The sequence below is a fragment of the Cupriavidus sp. D384 genome (genome assembly GCF_001652915.1).
In the GTDB taxonomy this organism is placed as follows: Bacteria; Pseudomonadota; Gammaproteobacteria; order Burkholderiales; family Burkholderiaceae; genus Cupriavidus.
The window spans coordinates 1-23,399 of the sequence record NZ_BBQI01000064.1; the positions used below are offsets into that span (position 1 = coordinate 1).

The window sequence follows — 23,399 nt, forward strand, 5'->3', positions numbered from 1 at the left end:
GGCCCGGACCTCAACAACGTGCTGGGCAAGCAAGCCGACATGATGGCGGCGGCGCAGGCGGCTGGGGAGGCGGTGGCGAAGACGATTGGAGAGGTAGCGAACGCAAAGCGCGACGAAGCTAAGAAGCGTATGGACGCCGCGCAAGCTGCCTTTGATGCCAATCCATCGGAGTCCAATGAAGCCGCTCTGACCGCCGCCGCCGCGGAGGTGAAGGATTGGGCAGATGGAGGGCAGTATCGTGTTGCGCTTCACATGGCCGGCGGAGCAATGGTGGCAGGTCTGGGCGGGGGGAGTGCGCTGGCCGGAGCGGCCGGTGCCGGTATTTCTGCAGGCCTTGCGCCCCAACTTAACGGAATCAGTAACGCTGCGATGGCGATCACCGGCGACCCTGATGTTGATCGCTCGCTTGGCAATACCTTGGCGAACATTGTTGCGGGAGGCCTCGGTGCTCTAGTCGGCGGTGGTTCGGGAGCGGCAACCGCTGCTAACGAAGATCGCTTTAACCGTTCCTCAACGTGCCAAGGCAAGGCCGATTGTGATACCTCGGGTGGGCTGGTTGGACTGATCCAGAAGGTAGTGCAGGGACAAGTTGTCATCCATGATGGCTTGGCTTCCCTTGGTAATGACGCCAAGCGTGTACTGCAATATGGCCCTCAGCCGACGCTTGTTAATCCTGATGATTTTGGTGGTCCGGGCGGTCCCAACACACCGTCGACCGGTGCGAGTCCAGCGTTGCCGCCAATCGCGTCGTGTAGCGGTGGGCTCGGTGTTGCCTTCTGCGTTGCAACACCTCCGTTGCCGGGATCAGCCAACGGCATCTTTGCAACCAAGGATGGTGGCAAAGGAGGTTCAAGCAACCCAGACAACGGTAGCAGCGTTGATATGCTGGGGGCAAATGGGCCGCAGGTGGCGAGCAAGACGATCTGGAAGGGAAGTGGACGAGAGCGAATTGACGTTGAAAACCCAAATCCCGGACAACGACCCGGCCAAATTCATTACCAGGATAACGCTGGCGGAAAGTATCTTTATGATCCGGTCACTAACAGTTTTCCGGACGCACCTAATTCCGTAAACAAACTGATAGATGATCCCAGGTTTAGTGAGGCCATTAGAAAGGGGTTGAGTAAGTACCTTGGAGAAAGATAAATGAAACTGAATGATGAGATGCGCAGCCTGTTGGCGGGGGCGTTTTTCGATTGTGATCTGCCGCCTGAGTTGAAGGCCATTGTGGACAAGGGATTTGTTCTCGCTGGTGACTGCTACATTCTCCGATCCTTCATAGAAGGGCCGATAAATGTCAGCAGGGACGATTTTCAAGATCCTATCGGGTTCGAATGTTTCGTCAACTCGATTCATGTTGAGGATTTCGCGCCGAAATATTCCTTGATGCATGCGATGAAGCTTGTACGATTGATATTCCAGAATTGGCAAGAAGATGGTGTGCTAACGGCGGTAGTTTCTGCGGACGAAATCAGCGTGGTGGTTAAGTTTCACCTAAAACGTAAAGGCCTTAGCTGGTTAAGCGACAACATCAATGGATATATAGATGCTGTTCTGATTATCGATTCGAACGAAGATATTTTCGGTCAGATCAGAGCCGCCGTGGGCCCCAATGGTCAGCACTAGCGACCGACGCAAAAAATTTCTAAAAATCTTTGTTGAAGTTAAGAGAAAATCTGGGATTCAAGGTAATGTAAATGTTATCCGGAAATCCAGATTTTTTTGCAATATGGTGCGATTCTGGGCGATCTGGTAGCTGTGGGCGGCCCCGCAAAGGCAAACAATCTCGGAAAACTAGGTCAAAAACTTCGTATCTATCAAGCAATTGCCGATCAACGTGGCGTTGCCGCGCAGGCTTACTTTGCAGAAGGCACTCCTCAGTCGGCCATCAATCTTGCGACTAAGATACCTGGCGCTGACAATGTCAAGATCTTTCCAGGAGTCAAATAATGGCAACGGCTGTTTGTCGCGTTCGAGTCCCCGAGACGATTGATAGCGGGTTTCAAGTCCTTATTGCCCAACTGGGGCAATTGGGAGCCTCCCTAGTTAATCCGGGGAACTCGAAAATCACGAGCTGGACCGATGAAGGGGAGCAGGTTGAAATCGATCCAGCCGCAATAGCAGAAGGGGTGTCCTCTCTTCGTCTGAAGAATGTTCAGCTGTGGATGGCTACAGACCAAGATGTCTTTATGTCTTGGTCCATCGAGAACGGGGATGCCGAGTTCTCTTTCTACCTTGATGGTCTGGATGCAGACGTGGCCAAGCAGTTTGTATCAGTGCTTGTGGACGTTGTTTTGTGTAAATACCGCACGCAATATGGCGAGAGCGTTGCGCTTGCGATTGTCTTCGAGTAGATGAACGGACTTCAAGCGTCTTGCCGCAATTGATACCTAGATGCCAGTCGAACCTGGCCTTGTGCCGGGTTCGGTTTAATCGGCAACTGCACAACGTGACCGATGCCTATCTGCGGCGCAAGGCAGGGGAGCTGGCGAAGGACCCGAAATATGCGGGGATGACGCAGGACGAGATCTATTATGCGATCCGCTCTGTGTACCGTAATGACCAGGTCGGAACAGGCGATCTGAAGACCTTCGATTCCGAAGCGGCGGCCAAGTCAGCCGGTGTGCCGGCTTCTTATGATCCGACCACCGGAAAGTGGCTGGAAGATCCCGAGGTGGCCACGGCGCGCCTCGATGGCACTCAGCGGACGCAGTTCGATAGCAACCTGCGCAACGATTTATGGAGCACGGGCGGAGCCTTCAAGGATGAGCTGATTGAGGCGAGCAAGCCGAGCGTAGCGGCAGGGGCGGATGCCCTTGTCGGCGCAGCAATTTCTGGTTGGCGGGAAAAAGCGGGGGGAACCCTATGGCCATCGACGCTACCTTCAGAGCCTATGTCGACCCAGATAGCTACTCGAAGTACGTGCTTATGAGGCGTAACGGTGCTGCGGGATGATCCAATTTTTCGCGCGGGCGTACGTCTCTGCACACCACTATCGCCAGAAATGGATGGCAACGGCAAGTGGCGCTGGCGGAGTTCCGATTGATCGATCTACATCTTTGGACCAATTGCGATAGACGAAGAAAAGCACACTGCATAGGCTTTCGGGTGGCCATACACAGGACCAATGAGCGCGCGAAAATTTATTGAACACGGCTCATTGGATTACCGATATCCGTGGCGATATATCCCGAACGTCTATGCGCAAAATGCTACAAGCTGCGGGCCTCGAGGCCCGCGGGGCTCTTCCGTTCATCTTGTTCACGCTTGGGTTGCCGTCGACGTCCTTGGCTCAGGCGCCGCGTCCTGGTGGCGCCATTCCAAACAACGCAATCGAGCAGCGCCAGGCGCAGCAACAGGACGCCGCCAGGCAGCGGGCGATGTCCAGACCGGATGTGCTGTCGCCAGCCGTGTCCGTGTCTGCCGCAATGCGGGGGCCGTTGATTCTCCCGGCTGAGCATCCCTGCTTTCCAATCCGGCAGGTCGAGTTGGAAGGGGCAGACAGTTTCCGTTGGCTGATACGCGAGACCGACATTCTCATTTCCCAATGTGTCGGCGTTAAGGGCTTGCAGGCAATCCACGATTATTTTGCGGCGCGTCTGGTCAGCGAGGGATATGTCACCACACGGCTGCTGATACCCGAGCAAAGCCTGTCATCGGGCACGCTGCGGCTGCACGTTATTCCGGGCCGTATAGCCGAAGTCACTGCGGATGGCACCGTCGGATGGTGGCGCATGGCGCTGCCGACTTGGCCCGCTGGAACCCTTAATCAGCGCGACCTGGATCAGGCCACGGAAAATGTTCGCCGTCTGCAAGGCCAATCCGACGCCACGATCGATTTGCTGCCCGGACAAATGCCTGGGGACGCCGACCTTGTGCTAAAGCCTGGCAGTGGGAGCCGCCTGCATGGTTCCATTACCGTCGACAACGCAGGGATCGAGAACACCGGCAAGTATCAGCTTGGCGGCACGTTGACGCTGGATTCGCCGCTGCATCTCTACGATAGCCTGACCGTCTCAGGCAATACCAACGCCAACTTCGGCAATGGCGCAGCGGGTACGCGCTCGTCGTCGGTCAACTACAACGTGCCATTCGGATACTGGAGCGCATTCTTTAATGCCAACCAGTCGCGCTACAGGCAGACCGTTGCCGGATTCCGGGAGGACATTATCTACGGCGGTCGCAGTACACAGATCGAGGCCGGTATCGGATACGTCTTGTTCCGCAATGCTTCGAGCAAGGCCAGCGCATTCGGCAAGCTATTCCGCAAGTCCGCGAGCAGTACGATCAACGGACTGGATTTGCCTGTTCAGCACCGTGACGTCGTGGGCCTCGAACTGGGCGGGTCGCTTCGGCATTATTTCGGTGCCCGTATCGTCGATGTCGGTGCTTCCTGGCGCCAGTCGCTGCCAAACCATTCCCGGGCCACAGGTTTTGTTCTGGGCGAACCGGGATGGGACGGTGGTTCGCAGATCCTGTTTGCTAACGCGAGTCTCACCTTGCCGTTTCTGGCATTGGGGCAGCGTCTGCAATACCAGGGTTCGGTGAGGATGCAGCATGCCGCCACGCGCATCCTGCCCTCGGACTATTTCTCGATTGGCAATCGTTATGCGGTGCGCGGCTTTGATGAGCAGTTGACACTGTCGGCCGAAAATGGTGCCACGATGCGTAACGATCTGATCTGGCAACTCGGCGAATCTGGACAGCAGGCGTTCGTTGGCGTGGATATGGGGCATGTCAGCGGGCCCTCCGCTGCCTTTCTGGCCGGACAAACGCTGGTGGGCGCCGTAATGGGCGCGCGGGGCCGGTGGCGACTCGGCAGCCTTGCGGGGCTGTCATATGAAATAACGCTCGGCACGCCTGTCAAGAAGCCCGATGGTTTTCGCACTGGGCGAATCAATATCGCGGCACAGGTCGCGCTGGAAATCTGATCTGCCTATTCCCCCTCCGCCTGCCCCAGCGCAATCCGTCGCGCCACCGACACAAACCGCTGCACATGCAGGTCGTCGGTGTCCTGCTGCGTCGCCAGCGCAATGCCGATGCGGTTGGTCGGGCGCGGGCTAGACAGGCGCAGAAAGCGCACGCGCCGGTTGGTATAGCGCGCCGTCACCCCCGGCACCAGCGCCACACCCAATCCGCTCTCCACCAGGCTGACGATGGTCTGCACCTGTACGGCTTCCTGCGTGATGCGCGGCACGAAACCAGCCTGCTGGCATAGCAACATCGCCACGGCCTGAAGGTTGGGCACGTCGGCGCTGGGATGCATGATGAAAGGTTCGTCGGCCAGTGCCTTGAGCGCGATGCTGTCCTGGGCGGCGAAGCGACTCTCGGCCGGCACGGCGGCCATGAACGAATCGGATTCCAGTGGCAGCAGCTGGAAGGGCCCGCTGCTCAGGATGGGAAAGCGCACCAGCCCCGCGTCGAGCTGCCCGCGTTCAATGCGGTCTAGGATCGCGGCCGACGTGGATTCATGCAGGATCAGTTCGATACCGGGGTGTTCGCCGCGAAACGCCGGAATCAGGCGCGGCAGCAGCGCATAGGTGGCCGATCCGACAAAGCCCACGCGCAGTGCCCCGCGCTCGCCATGCGCGGCCGATTGGGCGGCGGCGCGCGCCTGCTCCGCATGGAACAGCGCGCGACGGGCATCGTTCAGCGCTGCCTCGCCGGCCTGAGTCAGCCGCACGCCACGGGTGGTTCGCACGAACAGCGCGGTGCCCAGCGACGCTTCGAGCTTGCGGATCGAGATGGACAGCGGCGGCTGCGCCATATGCAGGCGCTCGGCGGCACGGTGAAAGTTGCCGGTCTCGGCAAGCACGACAAACTGCTGGAGCTGGCGCAGGTCCATGGCGATATACAACCGATATCAGTTCTTAAATATCTAATATTAGACGCAAGCGGCCGGCTGAACTACGCTAGGGCCCCATCAGATCCATAAAAGCCATAAGGAGACACCACGATGCTGCCCCTGTCAGGTGTTCGTGTCGTCGACCTGTCGACAGTCGTGATGGGCCCGTACGCCAGCCAGTGGCTGGCCGACCTGGGCGCCGAAGTCATCAAGGTGGAAACGCCCGACGGCGATTCCACGCGCCGCACCGGCCCGGCCACCGAAGATGGCATGTCCGCCATTTTTCTGGGTGTGAACCGCAGCAAGAAGAGCGTGGTGCTGAACCTGAAGCAGCCGGCCGCCCAGGCCGCGTTGCACAGGCTGCTGGAAACGGCCGACGTGTTCCTGCACAGCATGCGTCCGCAGAAGCTGGGCAAGTTGGACCTGGAGCCGGCCAGCGTCATGGCGCGCCATCCGCAACTGGTCTACGTGAGCCTGCTGGGCTTTGCCGAGGATGGCCCCTATGGCGGCCGCCCGGCCTACGACGACATCATCCAGGGGCTGTGCGGCAATGCCGCGCTAATGGCCGCGCAGACCGGCACCGTGCGCTATTTCCCGACGATTTCGGCCGACAAGACCAGCGGGCTGGTGGCGGCGCTGTCGATCTCCGCCGCGCTGGCTGGCCGCGAGCGCAATGGCGGCAAGGGCGGCATGGTGGAAGTGCCGATGTTCGAGTCGATGGTGGCATTCAATCTGGTCGAGCACCTGTATGGGCAGCACTTCGAGCCGCCGCGCGCCACCGCAGGCTATCCGCGCGTGCTTGCGCCGTTGCGCCGGCCTTACCAGACGGCCGATGGCTACGTCTGCATGATGCCGTACACCGATGCTCACTGGCGCGACTTCTTCCAGGCCGCCGGCCGCAACGACCTGGCCGCCGATGCGCGCTTCACGGACATCGCCGCGCGCACACGCCATATCGAGACGCTTTACGAGATCACCGGCGAACTGGTGCGCGAACGCAGCACCGACGACTGGCTGGCGCTGTGCGAGACGCTGCAGATCCCGGTGGCCCGCGTCAACGACCTGGACGAACTGGTGGACGATCCGCACCTGCGGGCCACCGGTTTTTTCGATCAGGTGGACGACCCGGCCATGGGTACGCTGCGCTTTCCGGGTGCGCCGGTGCGATTCGACGGCGAGCGCGCCCATGCCACCGTGCCGCCGCGCCTGGGCGAGCATACGCGCGAGGTGCTGGGCAGCCTGGGCCTGAGCGATGCCGAGATCGCCGCGCTGGGCGATTGACCATCGAACCCTTCCCCATCGATACACGACACGGAGACAACATGACCGCAGCACAGCCGCAACGCCTGGGACAAGGCTTCTACTGGCAGGACATCCGCGAAGGCCAGGTATTCGAGACCTTCCGCCGCACCGTGACCGAGACCGACCTGGTCAACTTCATCTCGGTCACCGGCATGCTGGAGGCCATCTTCATCGAGGAGGGCTACGAGGCGGGCGCGATCAAGGGCCGGCCGGTGCCCGCCGCGCTGACCTACGCGCTGATCGAAGGGTTCATCCTGCAGACGATGATCCAGGGCACCGGCCTGGCGATGCTCGAACTGACGCAGAAGATCCACGGCCCGGTGCTGGTGGGCGACACCATCCACGCACGGATCACCGTGACCGGCGTACGGCCGACGTCGAAGAGCGGCCGCGCCGTGGTGGATTCGTCGATCGAGGTATTCAACCAGCGCCAGGAGCTGGTCATGACCTATACCGCGCGGCGGCTGCTGGCCGGACGCGAGGCCTGACGGCGGGGTTGACCCCCGGACGCAGACGGGGCGCAGCCACGCCGCCATCGAGGGCACCGCGGCGCGCGCCGCCCGGCCACTGACCGGCCAGGCAGGACACGGTTTTAACCGGAGGAGACAACCATGCCATCACAGAGCAGAATTGCCAGGCATTGCTTCAACGTTCCATCGCGCCGCACATGGCTGCTGGCGCTGACGGGGTGCGCGCTGGCCGTGGCCATGTTGCCACGCCCGGCGCAGGCCGCGGCCTATCCCGACCGGCCCATCCGGCTGGTGGTGCCGTTCCCGCCCGGCGGACCTACCGACCTGGTGTCGCGCGTGATCGCCAGGAAGATGTCGGATGAACTGGGCCAGCAGGTGCTGGTCGACAACCGGCCCGGAGCCAACGGCAATATCGGCAACGAGATCGTCGCCAAGGCGCCCGCCGATGGCTACACGGTGCTGTACAACACGTCGTCGATCGCGCTTAGCCAGGCGCTGTACAAGAAGCTGCCCTACGACGTGAAGCGCGACCTGGTGCCGGTAGCCATGACGGCCAACGTGCCGCTGGTGCTGGAAGTCAACGCGCAGGTGCCGGCGAACACGGTGCCCGAGTTCGTGGCATGGCTCAAGGCCCATCCCGGCAAGATGACCTACGGCTCGGCGGGCAACGGCAACGTCACGCATCTGGCCGCGTTCCTGTTCCTGCAGGCCAACGGGCTGGACGCCGTGCACGCGCCGTACAAGGGCAGCGCCCCCGCGCTGACCGATCTCGCCAGCGGCCAGGTGCAGTTCATGACCGACACGATCAACTCGTCGCTGCCGTTTATCCGCGACAAGCGCATGAAGGCGCTGGCCGTGACCAGTGCTGTGCGCAGTGCGCAGTTGCCGGACGTGCCCACGCTGGCGGAATCGGGCATGCAGGGGTTCGAGGTCGGTGCCTGGCAGGGCATGATGGTGCCCGCCAGAACGCCGCCAGAAATCGTGCGCAAGCTGAACGCCGCGGCGCTGAAGGCGCTGGGTTCGGCCGATGTCCGCGCCAGCCTGGCCGCGCAGGGGGCCGAGGCACGTGGCTCCAGCCCCGACGCCTACGCGAAATACCTGGCCCAGGAGATCGACCGCTGGCAAAAGGTGGTCAAGGACACGGGCGTCACGCTGGACTGACCGGCATTGACCGGCATTGACCGGCCGCCGGCCGCTGGATCGATCAGTAAAGGAGTCGACATTGCATTCGCTGTTTGGCACGTTTGCGCTGACCGCCTTGCCTGCCGGGGCTGCCGCGTTCCGGCAGGAGGTCAAGGCCTTCCTGCGGGACCATTTGCCCGCGCTGCCGCCCGATGTGCGGGCGCGCTCGTGGATGGGATTCGATGCCGGGTTCAGCCGCGCGCTGGCCCGGCGCGGGTGGGTGGGTATCACGCTGCCCGCGCAGTATGGCGGCGCCGGCCTCGATGCGTTCTCGCGCTTCGTGCTGGTGGAGGAACTGCTGGCCTGCGGCGCGCCGGTGTCGGCGCACTGGATCGCAGACCGTCAGAGCGGCCCGCTGATCCTGCGTTACGGCAGCGACGCACAACGCGCCTTCTACCTGCCGCGCATCTGCCGCGCCGAGGCGTTCTTCTGCATCGGCATGAGCGAGCCCAATTCTGGGTCCGACCTGGCAAGCGTGGCGACGCGTGCGGTGCCGCTGCCCGATGGCGGGTGGCGGCTCAATGGCCGCAAGATCTGGACGACCAATGCTGACCGCTGCCACTTCATGCTGGCGCTGGTGCGGACGTCGGGCGAGGCCGGTGACCGGCAGAAGGGCCTGTCGCAGGTGATCGTCGACCTGTCGCTGCCGGGCGTGACGGTACGGCCCATCCACGACCTCGCAGGCGATGCCCATTTTTCGGAGGTCAGCTTCGATGACGTGTTGCTGCCTGCCGACGCGCTGGTGGGGCAGGAGGGCGCGGGCTGGGAGCAGGTCAACGCAGAACTGGCTTTTGAGCGCAGCGGCCCGGAGCGGCTGTATTCAAGCGTGGTCCTGCTCGATGCGTGGATGACGGCGCTACGCCGGATGCCGGCGGTGCAGCGCGATGTGGTGACAATCGGCCGGATCATGGCGCAGCTTGCCACGCTACGCGCCATGTCGCTGGCCGTGACCGCCCGGCTGGCCGCCGGTGAAAGCCCGCTGGTCGAGGCTGCGCTGGTCAAGGACCTGGGCACCGGGCTGGAACAATCGATTGGCGCGCTGGCCGAGGCGGCACTGGGCGACGGCATGGATTTGGCCGCAGACGCCGACCTGTATCGCACGGCGGCCTATGTGAGCCAGATCTCGCCGACCTATTCGCTGCGGGGCGGCACGCGAGAAATCCTGCGCGGGATGATCGCGCGGGGCCTGGGACTACGCTGACACGGAGAATGGGCATGGACGACATTTACGCCGACGCGCTGGAAACGGTGCTGCGCGATCACTGCACGCCAGCCGTGGTGCGAGCCATCGAGGCCGGCGACGCACCCGTGGCCGCCGCGCTCTGGGCACAACTCGATGCCAGCGGTTTCGCGGACAGTCTGCTGCCTGATGCCGGCCTGACCCTGCGAGATATCTTGCCGATGCTGCTGGTCATCGGGCAATACGCGATACCGCTGCCGCTGGGTCAGACCATGTTTGCGCGCGCGGTGCTGCACGCGGCCGGCGTTGCGATACCGGACGGGCCCGTCGCGCTAGCCAGTTTCGGGCAGCAGGGGCGTGCCAGAGTGGCCGATGGGGCCACGGCAAGCTGGTTCCTGACGCAGCAGGCAGGCCGTGCCTGGCTGTTGCATCGCGACGCCGCCAAAGTGGCGCCAACCGGCGTGCATGGCGACCTTACGGTCAGCATTGCCAGCCCGCCTGGGCCTGGCTTCGACCTGGCGCCGGGCACCTTGCAAACCATCGGTGCCGCGCTGCATGCTGCGCAGATGGCCGGCGCCATCGCGCGCGTGTTCGACCTGACCCTGCAGTACGCCAACGACCGCGTGCAGTTTGGCCGCCCAGTGGGCAAGTTCCAGGCGATCCAGCACCAGATCAGCGTGATGGCCGAGCAGGTGGCGGCCACGCGCATGGCTGCGCAGATCGCATTTTCCGCCGAAGGCCCGACGCCGCATCGCATGCATGCTGCCATCGCCAAGTTCGGGGCCAGCGATGCCGTGACGCCGGTCACATCGATGGCCCACGCCGTACACGGGGCCATCGGCATTACCGCTGAATACGACCTGCAGCTTTATACGCGCCGGCTGCATGCATGGCGCGTGGCCGATGGTTCGGAGCAATACTGGGCACGCGAAATCGGCCAGGTGGCCTGCGAGGCGAGTGGTGGCGCGGAAGCTGGTACGGGGACAGGTGCGGGGACAGGTGCGGTGGACATCATTCGCGCCTGGAGCGGTGAAGCCATGCAGCATCCGGTCGACCCAGCCGTCGCATAAAAATCGTAAAGCGACGATCAGGCCGGTAGCACCGTGGTCCAGTAGCGCGTCATGAAATGGATGCGCACCGGCAGCATGCCGCGTAGTGCGTCGAGGATGCGATCGGTGTCGGCGATAGGGAAGGTGCCGGACACGCGCAGGCCCGCGATGGCGGGATCGCAGCGCAGATGGCCCGGGCGATAGCGGTCGACATCGGCCAGGAATGCATCGAGCCGCATGTCGGCCGCCACCAGCATGCCGTCGGTCCAGGCAGTGGCGGCGTCGGACAGCGGTGCAGGGGCCTCGACACGTGTGGACGTGAAGTGCGTGGCCTGGCCGGCCATGACGATGCGCTCGGCGTCCGTGTCTTCGGCGGGGCGCACCGACACGGCGCCTTCGGTCACGCCGATCCAGCCCGCATCGGGCAGATGCCGCACCGCGAAGCGCGTACCCAGCGGCTGCAGCGTGGCCGCCTGCGTGGCGACGACGAACGGCCGTGGCGCGGCTGCCGCATCGCGTGCGGTCTCGATCTCGATCTCGCCGCGCTTCAGGATCACGCGGCGCTCGGTGGCCGAGAAGGCGATGTCGATGGCGGTATCGGTATTGAGCTGCACAAGCGTGCCGTCGTCGAGCGTCAGCCTGCGCTGCTCGCCCACGGTGGTGTGCGCGTCGGCCAGCCAGCCCTGCAAGGGCGTGTGCTCGCGCGTCATCCAGCCTACGCCACCGCCCACGAACAGCACGGCAAGCGCCCGGACGGCCTGGCGGCGATTGGCCGAGCGGGGCGGCGCCAGCGCGGCACTGGCCATGGCGCTGGCTAGCGGCGAAGCCACGCCGCGCAGCCGGGCGTTGACGGCTTCGATATGCGCCCAGGCGCGGGCGTGTTCGGGATGTTCGAGCCAGCGGCGCCAGGCTGCGCGCGTGGCATCGTCGGCATCGCTGCCTTGCAGCGTAACCAGCCATTCCACGGCGGCATGTGCCACGTCGGGCCGGATGGCGGCGGGTACTGGGGGCGTGCGGTTCATGGCGCTGAGGTCACGGTGCCGAGATGGCGAAATAGCACTGCGTGCCGGCGCGGATCAGGTAGCGCTTGACGGTGGTGACGGAGATATTCAGGGCGGCGGCGATGTCCGCCTGGCTCAGGCCGTCAAGCTGTGCCATCAGGAATGCGCGCTGGACCGGCACGGGCAGGCCGTCGAGCAGTTCGGCAATTTCCTGCAGCGTTTCCAGCAGGATCGCCCGTTCCTCGACCGAGGGCACCAGCGACGGCGGCTGGTACGCCAGCGCTTCGAGGTACGCCTGTTCGAGCTTGTCGCGGCGCCACTGGTTTGCCATCACGCGTTGCGCGACGGTGGTCAGGAAGGCGCGCGGTTCAAGAATGGACGGGGTTTCCTCGCGGGCCAGCAGACGCATGAACGTGTCCTGGGCCAGGTCTGCGGAACGATGCCAGCAACCCACCTTGCGGTGCAGCCAGCCAAGCAGCCAGCGGTGATGGCTGCTGTACAGCGCGTGAATGTCCTGATGGGGACCGGCGTCGGCGGCCATTGTCCTTTCCTTGTCGCCGCGGCGGGCCTGCAGAGGTACGAAGTACCGGGAAATGAGAATCGTTATTATATGGACGCGTGCCGCGCGGAGCAAATGAAACGTGGCCGGCACGTGGCGAACGTCGTGCCCGTGCCACGCTCTCTGTCGCGGCCGTCAGTTGGCGGTCATTTCCACGCGGCAATCCATTTCGGGTTTGCCGGGCAAGGCCAGCCGGGCGTCTGGGCCCTTGTCCCAGAACTGCGCCTCGCCGTCCTTGAGCGTGGCCGCATAGCGGGCGCCGGAGGCGGCCGGTGCTTGCTGCAGCACCAGTTGCTGGTCCAGCCAGCGCAAGTACGCGTAGCCCGGGTCGGTCTGTACGAAGGTGCCGGCGATGACTGCCTCCACGCCGGGGCAGCGGATATTGAACGGGCCCCGGCTGATGCCTCGGTCGTCCTGCGTGCGGGCGCCGGCATAGCCATGGCGCAGATCGTAGATTCGCTGCAGATAGTTGGTGGCCGTGCAGGCATGCGCGTCGTCGGCCTTCCAGCAATCGTTGCGGCCCTTGATCCAGCCCCGCTGCTCGGCAATCAGCGATTTTTTCTGCGCGGTCGGCAGCGACCGTGCATCGAGTGCCAGGCCGTAGAGGCGCGTGGTTTCGCGGTCCAGCCGCGCCAGCGTGGCGTCCTTGCAGACCATCTGCTCGATCTGTCCATCCGCTTTCTTGCAGTCGAAGCTCGGCGTGGCGGCGGCCTGCGCGGCTTGTACCGGCGCAGGGCCGGCGAAAGAGAGTACGGCGATAGCGGCAGGGAGGATGGTCGGCAGGGCAGGCAGCAGGGCGGGGCGTCTGGACATGGCAGGGGTCTCCTGCGGGCCGCTCAGCCCGCGTTGCGATCGATCACGACGAAATGCTTGCGTACGGGTTCGATGACTTCGAATACGCCTTCGAATCCCGCCGGGATCACGCAGGCATCGCCCGGGCCGAACTCCCGTGCGCTACCAGTATGGCTGGTGATGCGCAGCCGGCCACTGATGACGCAGAAGAATTCTTCCTTGCCGGCGGGAAAGGCAATGCGCCACGCGCCCGGCTGGCATGCCCAGATGCCACAGTCGAAATCGCCCTGCTCGGCGCTGTAGTGCGTCCAGGTGGTGCGGTCGGGATTGCCCTGCACCAGGCGGTCGGGCCGTGGATTGTCGTGTGTGGGGGCCGGATCGGCACGGAAATCGACCAGGGAGACGGGGGCGGGGGAAGTCGCTTGCGGCATGGGTGGCGACCCGGGCAAAACCGGGCGAGGCAGGTCTGAAGGGTTTGAAGGGGCTAAAGAGGGTGTACAGCCGTAAGTGTAGCTGCCGATGCCGTGGGTGCCCGGGCGCCGGCCGGACACGCCGGCCAGCGATCAGCGGTCAGCGGCCGGCCGCCTTGTCGCGCAGGAAGGCCACCAGTGTCGTCACGGCGCGTGTCTGGTAGCGGGCCGGCATGTACAGCAGGTACATGGTGGTGCGCAGGAATGCCAGGTCCTGGGGTGGCAGGGGCAGTTGCAGCAAGGTACTGGCGGCCAGGTCGCGGTCGACCATGTAGCGGGGCACCAGCCCAACGCCCAGCCCCTGCAGGATGGCGTCGCGCAGGAAGAAGAAATTGGCCGACATCAGGCGCGGCCGGATACTCGGCACCCCGCCCGCCGCGCCGGCCCGGCCCGCGGCATGCAGCTTCTGGCCGGTCAGCTCGGAGGTAATCAGCGGCAGGTCACGGAACTGGTCGAGCGTGCGCGGCATGCCGTATTCGCGCACCAGCTGCGGGGTGGCGCAGGCCACATATTCGACATCGCCCAGGCTGTGGGCCACGGCGTTGGTGGGCGTTTCCGCCATGACGCGGATGGAGAAGTCCACCGCCCCCTTGATCAGGTCCTCGATGTCGTTATCGAAAATGACATTGAGCGTGATGGCGGGGTACATCGTCATGAACTCGATAAACCAGGCCGACATGGTGTGCTGGCCGAATCCGCTCGGCACGCTTAGCCGCACCGTGCCGCTCAGGCGTTTGCCCAGGCTCTGCACCGATTCCTGGGCGGCCATCAGTTCGTGGCGGATGGCGCGGCCATGTTCGTAGAGTTGCCATCCCAGCTCGGTGGGTTCGAGCTGCCGGGTGCTGCGCCTGAGCAGTTCGGCCCCAAGCTGGCGCTCGAAATGATTGAGCCGCTTGCTCACATTGGCGCGGCTCATGCCGAGCTGGCTGGCGGCCCGGCTCAAGTTGCCGGCGTCGATGATATCGACCAGCAATGCGAGTGCGTTCAGGTCCATTGTCAACCTTTAGTATTCATATATGGTGAAAACCGGTTGCAATTGTCAAGCATAAGGAACATATGGACAATGCATGCTCGTAAAGACAACCGGACCTCCCTGGCAGGAACAGATCCGGACGCGGGGAGACGCAGCAAAATGAATCACGAAAACATGGCATCGCTGCCGCTGGCCGGCGTGCGGGTGCTGGATCTGTCACGTGTGCTGGCAGGCCCGATGTGCGCGATGGCGCTGGCCGACCTGGGTGCCGACGTCATCAAGGTGGAGCATCCCGCCCGGGGCGACGACACCCGCGACTGGGGCGTGCGCATCGGCTCGCGCAATACTTCCTATTTCAATAGCGCCAATCGCAACAAGCGTTCGGTGACGCTGGACCTGCAGGACGAGGCAGGCCTGGCGCTGGCCCGGCAGCTCGCCGCGCAGTGCGACGTGGTGATCCAGAACTTCAAGGTGGGTGGCGCCGAGAAACTCGGCCTGGGCTACGAACAGCTCAGCGAGACCAATCCGCGCCTGGTCTACTGTTCGATTTCCGGCTACGCCCGCTTCACGCCCGAGGCCGAACGCCCCGGCTACGACCTGGTGGTGCAGGGCGAGTCCGGCGTGATGGCGACCAACGGCGAGGCCGGACAGGGCCCGCTGAAGTTCGGCGTGGCGGCCGTCGACATGTTCACGGGCATGTATTCCGCCCAGGCGATCCTGGCCGCGCTGTTCGCGCGCCAGTCCACCGGCCGCGGCCGCCACGTGCAGATGGCGCTCTACGACTGCGGCGTGATGATTACGTCCTACTACGGCATGGAAGCCTTGCTCAAGGCCGGTGACCCGCCCAAGTTCGGCAATGCGCATCCGTCCATCGTCCCCTATGGCGTGTTTGAAGCCGCCGATGGTCCGCTGGTGATCACGGTTGGCAACAACGGCCAGTTCCAGCGCTTCTGCCGCGAGGTCATCGGCTGCCCCGAATGGGCCGATGACGAACGCTTTGCCACCAACACGGCGCGCTCTGCCCATCGCGACGAACTGCTTGCGCAAGTGCGGGAGCGGCTGCAGCGCTTCACGCGCGCCGACCTGCTGCAGCGCCTGACGGCTGCGCAGATCCCGTGCGGCGAGGTGCTGGGCATGCTGGACGCGCTGCAATCCGAACGCACGGCGCAAGCCGGCCTGCTGCATCGATTCGAGGACAGCGAGGCCGGCGAACAGGCCGTGCTCGCTCCGCCGTATGCACTCGATGGTCAGCGCCTGCCCGTGCGCATGCCGCCGCCCCACATGGGACAGCATACGCATGAAGTGTTCAAGGAATTGCTGAAGCTCGACGACGACGCCATCGCGGATCTCCAATCCCGAGGCGTGATCTGACCCCCGAATTTTCGATCGACAGGAGACAAGACAATGACCAAGCTGCTACTGAGCCGCCGCCAGGTGCTGAAGGCGGGTGCTGCCGCGTCGATGGCCGCCGTGATGCCTTCGGTGCTGGCAAAGACCGGCTGGCCCGACAAGTTCATCAAGATGGTGGTGGCCTTCCCCGCTGGAGGCCCCACCGACACCGCCGCGCGCATCGTGGCGCAGAAGCTGTCGGAACGCCTCGGGCAGCAGGTCATTATCGAGAACAAGCCCGGGGCCTCGGGCTCGATCGGCACCGCCAGCTTTATCCGCAGCCCGGCCGATGGCTACAACCTGTCGATGTTCGGCATGCCGGCCCTGCTGGCGCCGCTGATGTACAAGACCAACGCCTACGACGTGAAGAAGGACTTCCTGTCCGTTGCCACGGTCTACGTGCTGCCGATGGCCATCGTCATCAACCCGGCCGTGGTACCGCACGTCGAGACGCTGGCAGACCTGATCCGCTTTGCCAAGGCCAGCAAGACGCCGCTGAGCTATACCAGCTCGGGCACCGGCAGCTTTGGTCATCTCGCAATGGAGCAGCTCAAGGACCTGGGCGGCTTCGACGTGCTGCACGTGCCCTACCGTGGCAGCGCTCCGGCCGTGGCCGACCTGCTCGGCGGCCAGGTGGGCATCATGTTTGCCGATGTGGTCGCAGCGTTGCCGCATATCCGCGCCGGCAAGCTCAAGGCCATCGCGCTGAGTTCGCCCAATGCCCGCGTGCTGCTGCCGAACGTGAAGACCGTCTCGGAACAGGGCTTCCCGGGCTTCGACTTCGATTCCTGGGGCGGCCTGATCGCGCCGCTTGACACCCCGCAGCTCATCGTCGACCGCATCGCCAGCGAGACGCGCGACATCATCGGCAAGGACAAGGAATTGCAGCAGAAGCTGGTCAGCGCAGGTGCCATCGCGTCGTTCCAGGACGGCAAGCAGATGCAGGCGCGCCTCAACAAGGACTACGACCGCTGGAGCGCCATCGTCAAGGCCAAGGGCATCAGTGCAAGCTGAGGCAAGTCGCGGATAGCGGCTGCAGGGCTGGCTTGCGGGCCGATGTGCGGTTCGAATCCATCGACCCGGGCGGCCCGGGCGGCCCCCTCCCGAACGGATCGACCAGCCGCACTCCGGTCTGGGCGAAGTCGCGAACATTGCGCGTGACCACGGCCAGCCCGTGGATCATCGCGGTGGCCGCGATCATCTTGTCCAGCGCGTTCTCGGGATGGGGTACCCGCAGATGGCCCCATAGTTCCACCACGCGCCCGTCCACGCCAAGGATGTTGTGCGCGTAGCGGCGTTGCACGGCCACCAGCCATTCATCGAGCGCGTGGCATTGCTGCCGGTCACCCCGGAAGCGCTTCAGTTCCACGCCGCGCCGCAGTTCCCCCATCGTCACCACTGACACGTACAGGGGGTGTCCATCGGCCTCGGCATCCTCGAAGAAGGCGCGTACGCCGGGATCGGCCCGGCGCCCCTTGCGGCTTTCGCTGATGACATCGGTATCGATCAGATACATGTGCCGTTCCTCCCGTCATTGAATCCGTGCGAAGTCCTGGTCGTCGTAGGCGTCGCCAGGCGGAATCTTCTTGAGAAATGCCGCGAAGGTCGGCTTGCGTGCCGGCGTGGCACGGGCCGTACGCGATTTGCCCTCGCGTGACGCACCGCCCGTGTCCGGGCCGGCCGCGCTGTCGTCGAGTTGCCCGGGGTTGGATTTGTCGTGCTGTTTCATGCTGGCCCTCCGTCGTGGGTGAATGAACGAGGCGCCATGGTGCATCCCGAAAGACCCGAAATTTGTGTCCGGATGTGACGGGTGATCGATTGTTGATCCAGCGCAAGGGGGGTGCTGGCGAGCGGGGCGGCGGCAAAATCCGGCCCGGAAAAGAAAATACCCCGACGCGCGGGATCGTCGGGGTAGTAAGAGTTGCCAAGTCGTTTAGGGTCGTGTCGAAAACAACCCTGCGTCAGTGTGACGTTCCCGACCTGCTACGCCAATAACTCACATGAGTTATTGGCGTACGCGGAACAATCAAGACGAAATGCGGCGCTGCATCACGGAATTCTGAACAAAAGAACGAAATTCCGAATTCCGGAGGTGATCATTCGCGCCAGCCGTTGTGGCACCGCGACCGGCCAGGCTTTCATTGGTCATTCGCCGGTTTCCGGGCGGCCCGCCTTGCTGCGCTGCGCCGGATGCCACGGATACATCTCCAGTAGTGCGCTGACCACACCGTTGGTCCAGCCGAAGCCGTCCTGCAGTGGGTATTCTCCGCCGCCGCCGCCTTCGGCATTGCCGGCACGGCGCCGCTGCAGCCGGTATTTTTCCACCAGCTTGTATTCCGAGACATAGAGACTGGCCACCGTCTGCAGCCACCGGTGGGCAATGTCGTCCGCCAGCGCGTCGCAGCCGTAGCGCCGCAGGCCCATGATGCCGATCCACTGCAGTGGCGCCCACCCGTTTGGCCGGTCCCATTGTTGGCCGGAATCGATCTCCGTGGTCGCCAGGCCGCCTTCCTCGATCAGCCGGGCGGCGACCACATCGGCCACCTGCGCGGCTTGCTCCGTGGTGGCCAGTCCCAGGAACAGCGGCATCAGCGCGGCGGCGTTGAGATACGGCCTGGGCGTGCCGCGATGCCAGTCGAAATCGACGAACGCGCCCATGCCCTTGTCCCACATGATGGACGAGATGGCCTGCCGCCGCCGATCGGCTGCTTCGCGATAGCGCGCGGCGCCTTCCATGTCGCCGGCGCGCCCGCACAGTTCGCCGAGGCGGCATTCGGTATGCCAGAGCAGGGCGTTCAGGTCGATGGGCAGTATTGCCGTGGTGCGGATGGTCGCCAGGTCGCAAGTCGGCTGGCCGCTGGCGAGGTCGGGCTCGCACCAGCGCGAGCTGAAATCCCAGCCCGACTCGGCCGCGGCGCGCAGGTCGCGGAACACCAGGTGCGCCGGGCGGTCGGCGCGCCGGGCCGTTGCCACGTCTTCCAGGTACGCTTCCTCGCGCGGATGGGCGCGGTCGTCCCAGTAGCGGTTGAGCAGGGCGCCGCCCGGCAGGCGCACCAGGCGCCGGTAGGCATTGCCGGGGGCCAGGTGCGCGGCGCCGTCCATCCAGAACGCATATTCGCGCTCGAGCTGGGGCAGGTACTGCACGGCCGCATCGACGCCCTCGTCCTCGAAGAGATCGGTCATCAGCGCGAACACGGGCGGCTGCGAGCGGCTCAGGTAGTAAGACCGCGTGCCGTTGGGCACCAGCCCGTAGGTGTCGAGCAGATAGGCGAAGTTGTCGGCCATCGCGCGCAGCAGGTCGTGCCGGCCGCTGGCCGACAGGCCCAGCATGGTGAAGTACGAATCCCAGTAGTACAGCTCGCGAAAGCGCCCGCCCGGCACCACGTATGGACGGGGCAGCGGCAGCAGCGAGCAGCGTGGCGGATGTTCGGCCGGCTCGCGCGTGAGCACAGGCCACAGGCCGTCGATGTGCTCGCGCATCGAGTTGTCCGGATCCGATTCGTAGTGGTCGTCCGACACGGTCTCGCGGGCAAAGAAGTTGCGTACGAAGGCCTCGAGCGAAAAGCCGGGCCCGTCCCGCTCGGCCCGGTAGCGCGTCAGGATGGCTTCGGGCGCGTCGAGCGGAATGCAGTCAGGAAAGGTCTTGCTGTCCGCGAACATGCCGCTGGCCTGCACGTCGACGAACAGTTCGGCATAGCGTTCGGCCGGCGACAGGGCGTCGGCTTCCGCGCAGCCGGGCAGCGTGCACGGGGCGGGCGTCGGCAGATGGGTAATGGCGGGGGCGTGACCGTGGCAGTGCGACGGCGGGGCTGGCTGCGCGGGCGCCCGAGCCGGCCCTGTGGCCGGGGCCGCAGCGGTGGCGGCACCCTCGGCGGTGACTGGGGCCGCGGAAGGCACCGCCGCAGGATGCGCCGCGGCGTCCGCCTCGGCGGGCCGGGTGCGCGCAAGGACGTGGGGCGTGCCGCCGGCAGATTCGACGTTATTGTTCCGCATAGTTCCAGAGCAGTCCGCCATCGATCACGAGCGTGGCCCCGGTGATGTAGTCGGCATCGGCGCTCGCCAGGTAGGCCACCAGTCCGGCAACTTCGTCGGGCTGGCCCAGCCGGCCCAGCGGGATGCCGGCCAGCAGCGCCTGCAGTTCGGCGGGGTCGGCCATCAGCTTGCGGTTGATTGGCGTCTGGATGGCGCCCGGTGCGATGTTGTTGACGGTGATGCCGGCCGGCGCCAGTTCGATCGCCAGGTTGCGCATCATCATGCGCAGGCCGCCCTTGCTGGCGCAGTAGCTCGTGAAATGCGGAAAGGGCAGGTCTTCATGTACGGAACTGATGTTGATGACCTTGCCGCCCAGCTTGCGCGCCAGCCGGTGCTTCACGAACTGCTGGGTGAGAAAGAACGGCCCCTTGAGATTGGTATCGAGCACGCGGTCGTAGTCGGCCTCGGTCACCTCGGCAAACGGCGCGCGGACTTCGACCCCGGCGTTGTTGACCAGGATGTCGAGACTGCCGGCGGGAGCCACCGCTGCCACGGCCTGATCGATCATGGCAAACGCCTGCGCCACGTTGCCGATATCGCCGGCCACCACATGGGCGCGCCGGCCCGCCGCACGCACGCCGGCAGCGGTCTCGTCGGATTCGGCGTCAAGCTTGTGCGCCGCAACAACGACGTCGGCGCCTTCCTGGGCCAGGCGCAGCGCGATGGCGCGTCCGATGCCGCCTGCGCCACCCGTGACCAGTGCCGTCTTGCCTTGCAGCCGCATGGGGAACCTCCTGCTTTCAGGGTGGTGTCACCGTCAGAGCCACGCGCCCGGCACGAAGTTCAAACCGGCAACCCACCATGTTCCAACCTTGCCACGTCCGGTGACGCGGCGCTGTCGGCGTTTTCCGATGGGTCTGTCGGTGGGGCGCTCAACGCCTAATCGTGCGTGGCGGGGTCCTGGGCGGGCGTGTCGGCTGGCAGGCCAAGCAGGGCCAGCACGTTGGCGGCGGCCTGCGCCACGGTACCGGCATGGGCCGGCATGATCAGGTGGGCGATTTCGCGGTAGAGCGGGTCCCGTTCGCAGAACAGCGCTTCGAGCCGGGCGCGCGGGTTGTCCACCTGTAGAAGCGGACGATTGCGGTTGCGGCGGACGCGGCGCCACAAATCGGGCAGCGCGGCGTCAAGATAGATCACGTGGCCGCGCGCACGCAGCATTTCGCGGTTCTCGGGCCGCAGCACGATGCCGCCGCCGGTGGCCAGCACGATGCCGCTGCGTTGCGTCAGTTCATCGAGAACGCGCGTCTCACGGCGGCGGAAGCCGTCCTCGCCTTCCAGCTCGAAGATCGTGGTGATGCGCACCCCGCAGCGCGATTCGATCTCGTGATCGGTATCGAAGAACGGGCGGCCAAGCTGACGCGCGACGGTTCGCCCGATCGTCGTCTTGCCGGCGCCCATGAAGCCGATGAAAAAGAGGTTGTCTGACGCGGTTCGGGGTTCCAAAAGTGTGCGCCGCAGCGTGCCATGTCATTCTGCGCAACGGTAGCACGTAATGGCGTTTTCGCCATAGCGAAGCAATTGGCGAGGCCGATGCCCGTCGCCCATGCGCTGCGGCGGTATTTCAGTGTCCGGCCACGGTATTGCCAGCCGGTTCGCTGCCATCGGCGGCAGCTCCTGCGCCGGAGAACTGCTTGACCACCAGGGCCCCGGCCGCGATAAAGGCCGGCACTGTCAGCAGCGTGAAGATCGCGTCGAAGCCCAGGTGCATGCGCAGCAGTTCGGCGCCGAGCAGCGCGCCCGCAATGCCGCCGAAGCGGCCGATGCCGAGCATCCAGGCCACGCCGGTGGCACGGCCCTGCGTGGGGTAGAAGCTTGCGGCCAGCGTCGGCATCGACGATTGCGCGCCATTCATGGCCGTGCCGGCCAGGAAGATCAGCAGGCCCAGCATGAACTGGTCGCCGCCGGCCCCGTGGCCCACTGCGTAGATCAGCATGCCGGTCAGCGCGTAGGTGAAGGCAATCACCTTGTTCGGGTTGAAACGGTCCATGAACCAGCCGGCGGCAATGGTGCCGATGCCGCCGCCCAGCGGAAACAGCGCGGTCAGCAGCGATGCGCGCTGCAACGTGAACCCGGCGTCCTTCATCAGCGTTGGCATCCAGCTGGTCAGCAGGTAGAAGATCACGAGGCCCATGAAATACGTGAGCCAGAGCATGGCCGACCCCACGCGATAGCGCGGTGCCAGCACGGTACCAACCGCCGATCTGGCGACCGGCGCCGTCTCGTTGACCGTGAACGCCTGTACGGCGCCCAGCGCGGTGCCGGTCACGCGTGCCAGCACCTTGCGGATCTGGTCGGCAGGATACTGGCGCACCACCATGTAGCGGATCGATTCGGGCAGCGTGGTCACCAGCACCACGGCCAGTACCAACGGCACGATGCCACCGAAGACCAGCACGCTATGCCAGCCGAAATGGGGAATGATGGCTGCCGCGAAAAAGCCGCCGCCGGCCGAGCCCAGCGGGAAGCCGCAGAACATCGTGTTCACCAGGATCGCGCGGCGGCGTGCTGGCGCGTACTCGGACATCAGCGTCACCGCATTGGGCATTGCCGCGCCCAGCCCGACGCCGGTCAGAAAGCGCAGCACGGTCAGCCAGGTCACCGACGGCGCAAAGGCCGTGGCCAGGCTGCACGCGCCGAAGAAGAACACCGATAGCACCAGCACGCGCTTGCGGCCCACCCGGTCGGCCATCGGCCCGGCGAAGATGGCGCCGAACGCCAGTCCGAACAGGGCGGCGCTCATGACCGGGCCAAGTGACGATTTCTCGATGCCCCACTCCTGCACCAGGGCCGGGGCGATGTACCCCATGGCTGCCGTATCAAAGCCGTCAATCGCGACGATCATGAAACATAGAATCAGGATGAGCCACTGATAGGCGGAGAAGCGGTGGCTATCGATAAATGACTGGACGTCGAGCGTGCCAGTCGCGGGGCGCGTGGTCTGGGACATGGTGTCTCCGTTCTTCGGATCGAATCAGGCCCGATCAGGCGGTTTGTCGGGCACTTCTTGTTGTCGTTTCGCCGTGTTTGTTCTAAAGGCGAACGTGTGTTCTCAATAGGAACGGATCATACGCAGCGTTTTTCGCGTCGAAATATCGGCGTTAACCCGCAAAGGGCGCGGCGCGGAACGGGGTCGAACCGGCGCCGGCCCGCACGGC

At 64.6% G+C, this 23,399-nt stretch carries 24 protein-coding genes and 1 pseudogene; 13 read left to right on the forward strand and 12 right to left on the reverse strand.

Going from position 1 to position 23,399, the window contains the following annotated elements; translation table 11 throughout:
* The 6 genes and pseudogenes from A9J21_RS31975 to A9J21_RS14860 all read left to right on the forward strand — a co-directional run.
* Positions 1 to 1,146: pseudogene (locus A9J21_RS31975) on the forward strand (hemagglutinin); the annotation flags it as partial.
* Complete coding sequence (locus A9J21_RS14845; RefSeq protein ID WP_066736879.1) at positions 1,147 to 1,626, forward strand: hypothetical protein; 480 nt, start codon at positions 1,147 to 1,149, stop codon at positions 1,624 to 1,626.
* A 96-nt stretch (positions 1,627 to 1,722) separates the two neighbouring features.
* A complete protein-coding gene (locus tag A9J21_RS31570; protein WP_156545903.1) occupies positions 1,723 to 1,950 on the forward strand; it encodes a hypothetical protein in 228 nt (75 codons plus the stop codon).
* Positions 1,950 to 2,354, forward strand: a complete 405-nt coding sequence (locus A9J21_RS14850; protein WP_066736881.1) for a hypothetical protein — start codon at positions 1,950 to 1,952, stop codon at positions 2,352 to 2,354. The genes A9J21_RS31570 and A9J21_RS14850 overlap by 1 nt, the downstream gene beginning before the upstream one ends.
* Positions 2,355 to 2,449: 95 nt before the next feature.
* On the forward strand, positions 2,450 to 2,932 hold the full coding sequence (locus A9J21_RS14855; RefSeq protein WP_156545905.1) for a hypothetical protein: 483 nt from the start codon (positions 2,450 to 2,452) through the stop codon (positions 2,930 to 2,932).
* Between the two features lie 268 nt (positions 2,933 to 3,200).
* On the forward strand, positions 3,201 to 4,931 hold the full coding sequence (locus tag A9J21_RS14860; RefSeq protein ID WP_066736883.1) for a ShlB/FhaC/HecB family hemolysin secretion/activation protein: 1,731 nt from the start codon (positions 3,201 to 3,203) through the stop codon (positions 4,929 to 4,931).
* A 5-nt stretch (positions 4,932 to 4,936) separates the two neighbouring features.
* Here the strand turns inward: A9J21_RS14860 and A9J21_RS14865 are convergent, their stop codons facing one another.
* Complete coding sequence (locus A9J21_RS14865; RefSeq protein WP_066737014.1) at positions 4,937 to 5,845, reverse strand: LysR family transcriptional regulator; 909 nt, start codon at positions 5,843 to 5,845, stop codon at positions 4,937 to 4,939.
* 111 nt (positions 5,846 to 5,956) lie between these two features.
* On the opposite strand from A9J21_RS14865, the gene A9J21_RS14870 reads away from it, so the two are divergent.
* The 5 genes from A9J21_RS14870 to A9J21_RS14890 all read left to right on the forward strand — a co-directional run bounded on the left by A9J21_RS14870 (position 5,957) and on the right by A9J21_RS14890 (position 11,049).
* Positions 5,957 to 7,126 (forward strand): CaiB/BaiF CoA-transferase family protein, encoded by a 1,170-nt coding sequence (locus A9J21_RS14870; RefSeq protein ID WP_066736884.1) that lies wholly within the window; start codon positions 5,957 to 5,959, stop codon positions 7,124 to 7,126.
* 41 nt (positions 7,127 to 7,167) lie between these two features.
* Positions 7,168 to 7,635 carry a MaoC family dehydratase gene (locus A9J21_RS14875; protein WP_066736886.1) on the forward strand — a complete coding sequence of 156 codons (468 nt, stop codon included), beginning with the start codon at positions 7,168 to 7,170 and terminating at the stop codon, positions 7,633 to 7,635.
* A 123-nt stretch (positions 7,636 to 7,758) separates the two neighbouring features.
* Positions 7,759 to 8,778 (forward strand): tripartite tricarboxylate transporter substrate binding protein, encoded by a 1,020-nt coding sequence (locus A9J21_RS14880; protein WP_066736888.1) that lies wholly within the window; start codon positions 7,759 to 7,761, stop codon positions 8,776 to 8,778.
* A 61-nt stretch (positions 8,779 to 8,839) separates the two neighbouring features.
* Complete coding sequence (locus A9J21_RS14885; protein WP_066736890.1) at positions 8,840 to 10,000, forward strand: acyl-CoA dehydrogenase family protein; 1,161 nt, start codon at positions 8,840 to 8,842, stop codon at positions 9,998 to 10,000.
* A gap of 14 nt (positions 10,001 to 10,014) precedes the next feature.
* Positions 10,015 to 11,049, forward strand: a complete 1,035-nt coding sequence (locus tag A9J21_RS14890; protein ID WP_066736892.1) for an acyl-CoA dehydrogenase family protein — start codon at positions 10,015 to 10,017, stop codon at positions 11,047 to 11,049.
* A gap of 17 nt (positions 11,050 to 11,066) precedes the next feature.
* On the opposite strand, the gene A9J21_RS14895 is transcribed toward A9J21_RS14890, so the two are convergent.
* From A9J21_RS14895 to A9J21_RS14915, 5 genes are all read right to left on the reverse strand, one after another.
* Positions 11,067 to 12,050, reverse strand: coding sequence for a FecR domain-containing protein (locus A9J21_RS14895; RefSeq protein ID WP_066736894.1), 984 nt, complete (start codon positions 12,048 to 12,050; stop codon positions 11,067 to 11,069).
* Between the two features lie 10 nt (positions 12,051 to 12,060).
* Complete coding sequence (locus A9J21_RS14900) at positions 12,061 to 12,570, reverse strand: sigma-70 family RNA polymerase sigma factor (protein WP_066736895.1); 510 nt, start codon at positions 12,568 to 12,570, stop codon at positions 12,061 to 12,063.
* 153 nt (positions 12,571 to 12,723) lie between these two features.
* On the reverse strand, positions 12,724 to 13,401 hold the full coding sequence (locus A9J21_RS14905) for an MliC family protein (RefSeq protein ID WP_082926432.1): 678 nt from the start codon (positions 13,399 to 13,401) through the stop codon (positions 12,724 to 12,726).
* A 23-nt stretch (positions 13,402 to 13,424) separates the two neighbouring features.
* Complete coding sequence (locus tag A9J21_RS14910; protein WP_066736897.1) at positions 13,425 to 13,811, reverse strand: cupin domain-containing protein; 387 nt, start codon at positions 13,809 to 13,811, stop codon at positions 13,425 to 13,427.
* 139 nt (positions 13,812 to 13,950) lie between these two features.
* A complete protein-coding gene (locus tag A9J21_RS14915) occupies positions 13,951 to 14,844 on the reverse strand; it encodes a LysR family transcriptional regulator (RefSeq protein WP_066736899.1) in 894 nt (297 codons plus the stop codon).
* 138 nt (positions 14,845 to 14,982) lie between these two features.
* On the opposite strand from A9J21_RS14915, the gene A9J21_RS14920 reads away from it, so the two are divergent.
* Together A9J21_RS14920 and A9J21_RS14925 are read left to right on the forward strand one after the other, a co-directional pair.
* Positions 14,983 to 16,194, forward strand: coding sequence for a CaiB/BaiF CoA-transferase family protein (locus A9J21_RS14920; RefSeq protein ID WP_066736901.1), 1,212 nt, complete (start codon positions 14,983 to 14,985; stop codon positions 16,192 to 16,194).
* Between the two features lie 33 nt (positions 16,195 to 16,227).
* On the forward strand, positions 16,228 to 17,226 hold the full coding sequence (locus A9J21_RS14925; RefSeq protein WP_066736902.1) for a tripartite tricarboxylate transporter substrate binding protein: 999 nt from the start codon (positions 16,228 to 16,230) through the stop codon (positions 17,224 to 17,226).
* Here A9J21_RS14925 and A9J21_RS14930 read toward each other — a convergent pair.
* The 6 genes from A9J21_RS14930 to A9J21_RS14955 all read right to left on the reverse strand — a co-directional run bounded on the left by A9J21_RS14930 (position 17,213) and on the right by A9J21_RS14955 (position 23,191).
* Complete coding sequence (locus A9J21_RS14930; protein ID WP_082926433.1) at positions 17,213 to 17,728, reverse strand: type II toxin-antitoxin system VapC family toxin; 516 nt, start codon at positions 17,726 to 17,728, stop codon at positions 17,213 to 17,215. The two genes, A9J21_RS14925 and A9J21_RS14930, sit on opposite strands and share 14 nt — an antisense overlap.
* A 15-nt stretch (positions 17,729 to 17,743) precedes the next feature.
* Complete coding sequence (locus A9J21_RS14935; RefSeq protein WP_066736903.1) at positions 17,744 to 17,941, reverse strand: hypothetical protein; 198 nt, start codon at positions 17,939 to 17,941, stop codon at positions 17,744 to 17,746.
* Positions 17,942 to 18,357: 416 nt separating this feature from the next.
* Complete coding sequence (gene treF / locus A9J21_RS14940) at positions 18,358 to 20,205, reverse strand: alpha,alpha-trehalase TreF (protein ID WP_082926434.1); 1,848 nt, start codon at positions 20,203 to 20,205, stop codon at positions 18,358 to 18,360.
* Positions 20,192 to 20,968: an SDR family NAD(P)-dependent oxidoreductase gene (locus A9J21_RS14945; protein ID WP_066736904.1), complete on the reverse strand. Its 777-nt coding sequence runs from the start codon at positions 20,966 to 20,968 to the stop codon at positions 20,192 to 20,194. Before A9J21_RS14945 ends, treF begins: the two co-directional genes overlap by 14 nt.
* Positions 20,969 to 21,123: 155 nt before the next feature.
* Entirely contained in the window at positions 21,124 to 21,642 is a 519-nt protein-coding gene (locus A9J21_RS14950) for a shikimate kinase (protein ID WP_066736910.1), read from the reverse strand.
* Between the two features lie 163 nt (positions 21,643 to 21,805).
* Positions 21,806 to 23,191, reverse strand: a complete 1,386-nt coding sequence (locus tag A9J21_RS14955; protein ID WP_066736912.1) for an MFS transporter — start codon at positions 23,189 to 23,191, stop codon at positions 21,806 to 21,808.
* Positions 23,192 to 23,399 lie beyond the last annotated feature (208 nt).

Excerpts from the sequence above, each read along its gene's own strand:
- A9J21_RS14845 (WP_066736879.1), top strand. The coding sequence starts at position 1,147 with ATGAAACTGAATGATGAGATGCGCAGCCTGTTGGCGGGGGCGTTTTTC.
- A9J21_RS14850 (WP_066736881.1), top strand. The coding sequence starts at position 1,950 with ATGGCAACGGCTGTTTGTCGCGTTCGAGTCCCCGAGACGATTGATAGC.
- A9J21_RS14860 (WP_066736883.1), top strand. The coding sequence starts at position 3,201 with ATGCGCAAAATGCTACAAGCTGCGGGCCTCGAGGCCCGCGGGGCTCTT.
- A9J21_RS14865 (WP_066737014.1), bottom strand. The coding sequence starts at position 5,845 with ATGGACCTGCGCCAGCTCCAGCAGTTTGTCGTGCTTGCCGAGACCGGC.
- A9J21_RS14870 (WP_066736884.1), top strand. The coding sequence starts at position 5,957 with ATGCTGCCCCTGTCAGGTGTTCGTGTCGTCGACCTGTCGACAGTCGTG.
- A9J21_RS14875 (WP_066736886.1), top strand. The coding sequence starts at position 7,168 with ATGACCGCAGCACAGCCGCAACGCCTGGGACAAGGCTTCTACTGGCAG.
- A9J21_RS14880 (WP_066736888.1), top strand. The coding sequence starts at position 7,759 with ATGCCATCACAGAGCAGAATTGCCAGGCATTGCTTCAACGTTCCATCG.
- A9J21_RS14890 (WP_066736892.1), top strand. The coding sequence starts at position 10,015 with ATGGACGACATTTACGCCGACGCGCTGGAAACGGTGCTGCGCGATCAC.
- A9J21_RS14895 (WP_066736894.1), bottom strand. The coding sequence starts at position 12,050 with ATGAACCGCACGCCCCCAGTACCCGCCGCCATCCGGCCCGACGTGGCA.
- A9J21_RS14900 (WP_066736895.1), bottom strand. The coding sequence starts at position 12,570 with ATGGCCGCCGACGCCGGTCCCCATCAGGACATTCACGCGCTGTACAGC.
- A9J21_RS14905 (WP_082926432.1), bottom strand. The coding sequence starts at position 13,401 with ATGTCCAGACGCCCCGCCCTGCTGCCTGCCCTGCCGACCATCCTCCCT.
- A9J21_RS14910 (WP_066736897.1), bottom strand. The coding sequence starts at position 13,811 with ATGCCGCAAGCGACTTCCCCCGCCCCCGTCTCCCTGGTCGATTTCCGT.
- A9J21_RS14915 (WP_066736899.1), bottom strand. The coding sequence starts at position 14,844 with ATGGACCTGAACGCACTCGCATTGCTGGTCGATATCATCGACGCCGGC.
- A9J21_RS14920 (WP_066736901.1), top strand. The coding sequence starts at position 14,983 with ATGAATCACGAAAACATGGCATCGCTGCCGCTGGCCGGCGTGCGGGTG.
- A9J21_RS14925 (WP_066736902.1), top strand. The coding sequence starts at position 16,228 with ATGACCAAGCTGCTACTGAGCCGCCGCCAGGTGCTGAAGGCGGGTGCT.
- A9J21_RS14930 (WP_082926433.1), bottom strand. The coding sequence starts at position 17,728 with ATGTATCTGATCGATACCGATGTCATCAGCGAAAGCCGCAAGGGGCGC.
- A9J21_RS14935 (WP_066736903.1), bottom strand. The coding sequence starts at position 17,941 with ATGAAACAGCACGACAAATCCAACCCCGGGCAACTCGACGACAGCGCG.
- treF (WP_082926434.1), bottom strand. The coding sequence starts at position 20,205 with ATGCGGAACAATAACGTCGAATCTGCCGGCGGCACGCCCCACGTCCTT.
- A9J21_RS14945 (WP_066736904.1), bottom strand. The coding sequence starts at position 20,968 with ATGCGGCTGCAAGGCAAGACGGCACTGGTCACGGGTGGCGCAGGCGGC.
- A9J21_RS14950 (WP_066736910.1), bottom strand. The coding sequence starts at position 21,642 with ATGGGCGCCGGCAAGACGACGATCGGGCGAACCGTCGCGCGTCAGCTT.
- A9J21_RS14955 (WP_066736912.1), bottom strand. The coding sequence starts at position 23,191 with ATGTCCCAGACCACGCGCCCCGCGACTGGCACGCTCGACGTCCAGTCA.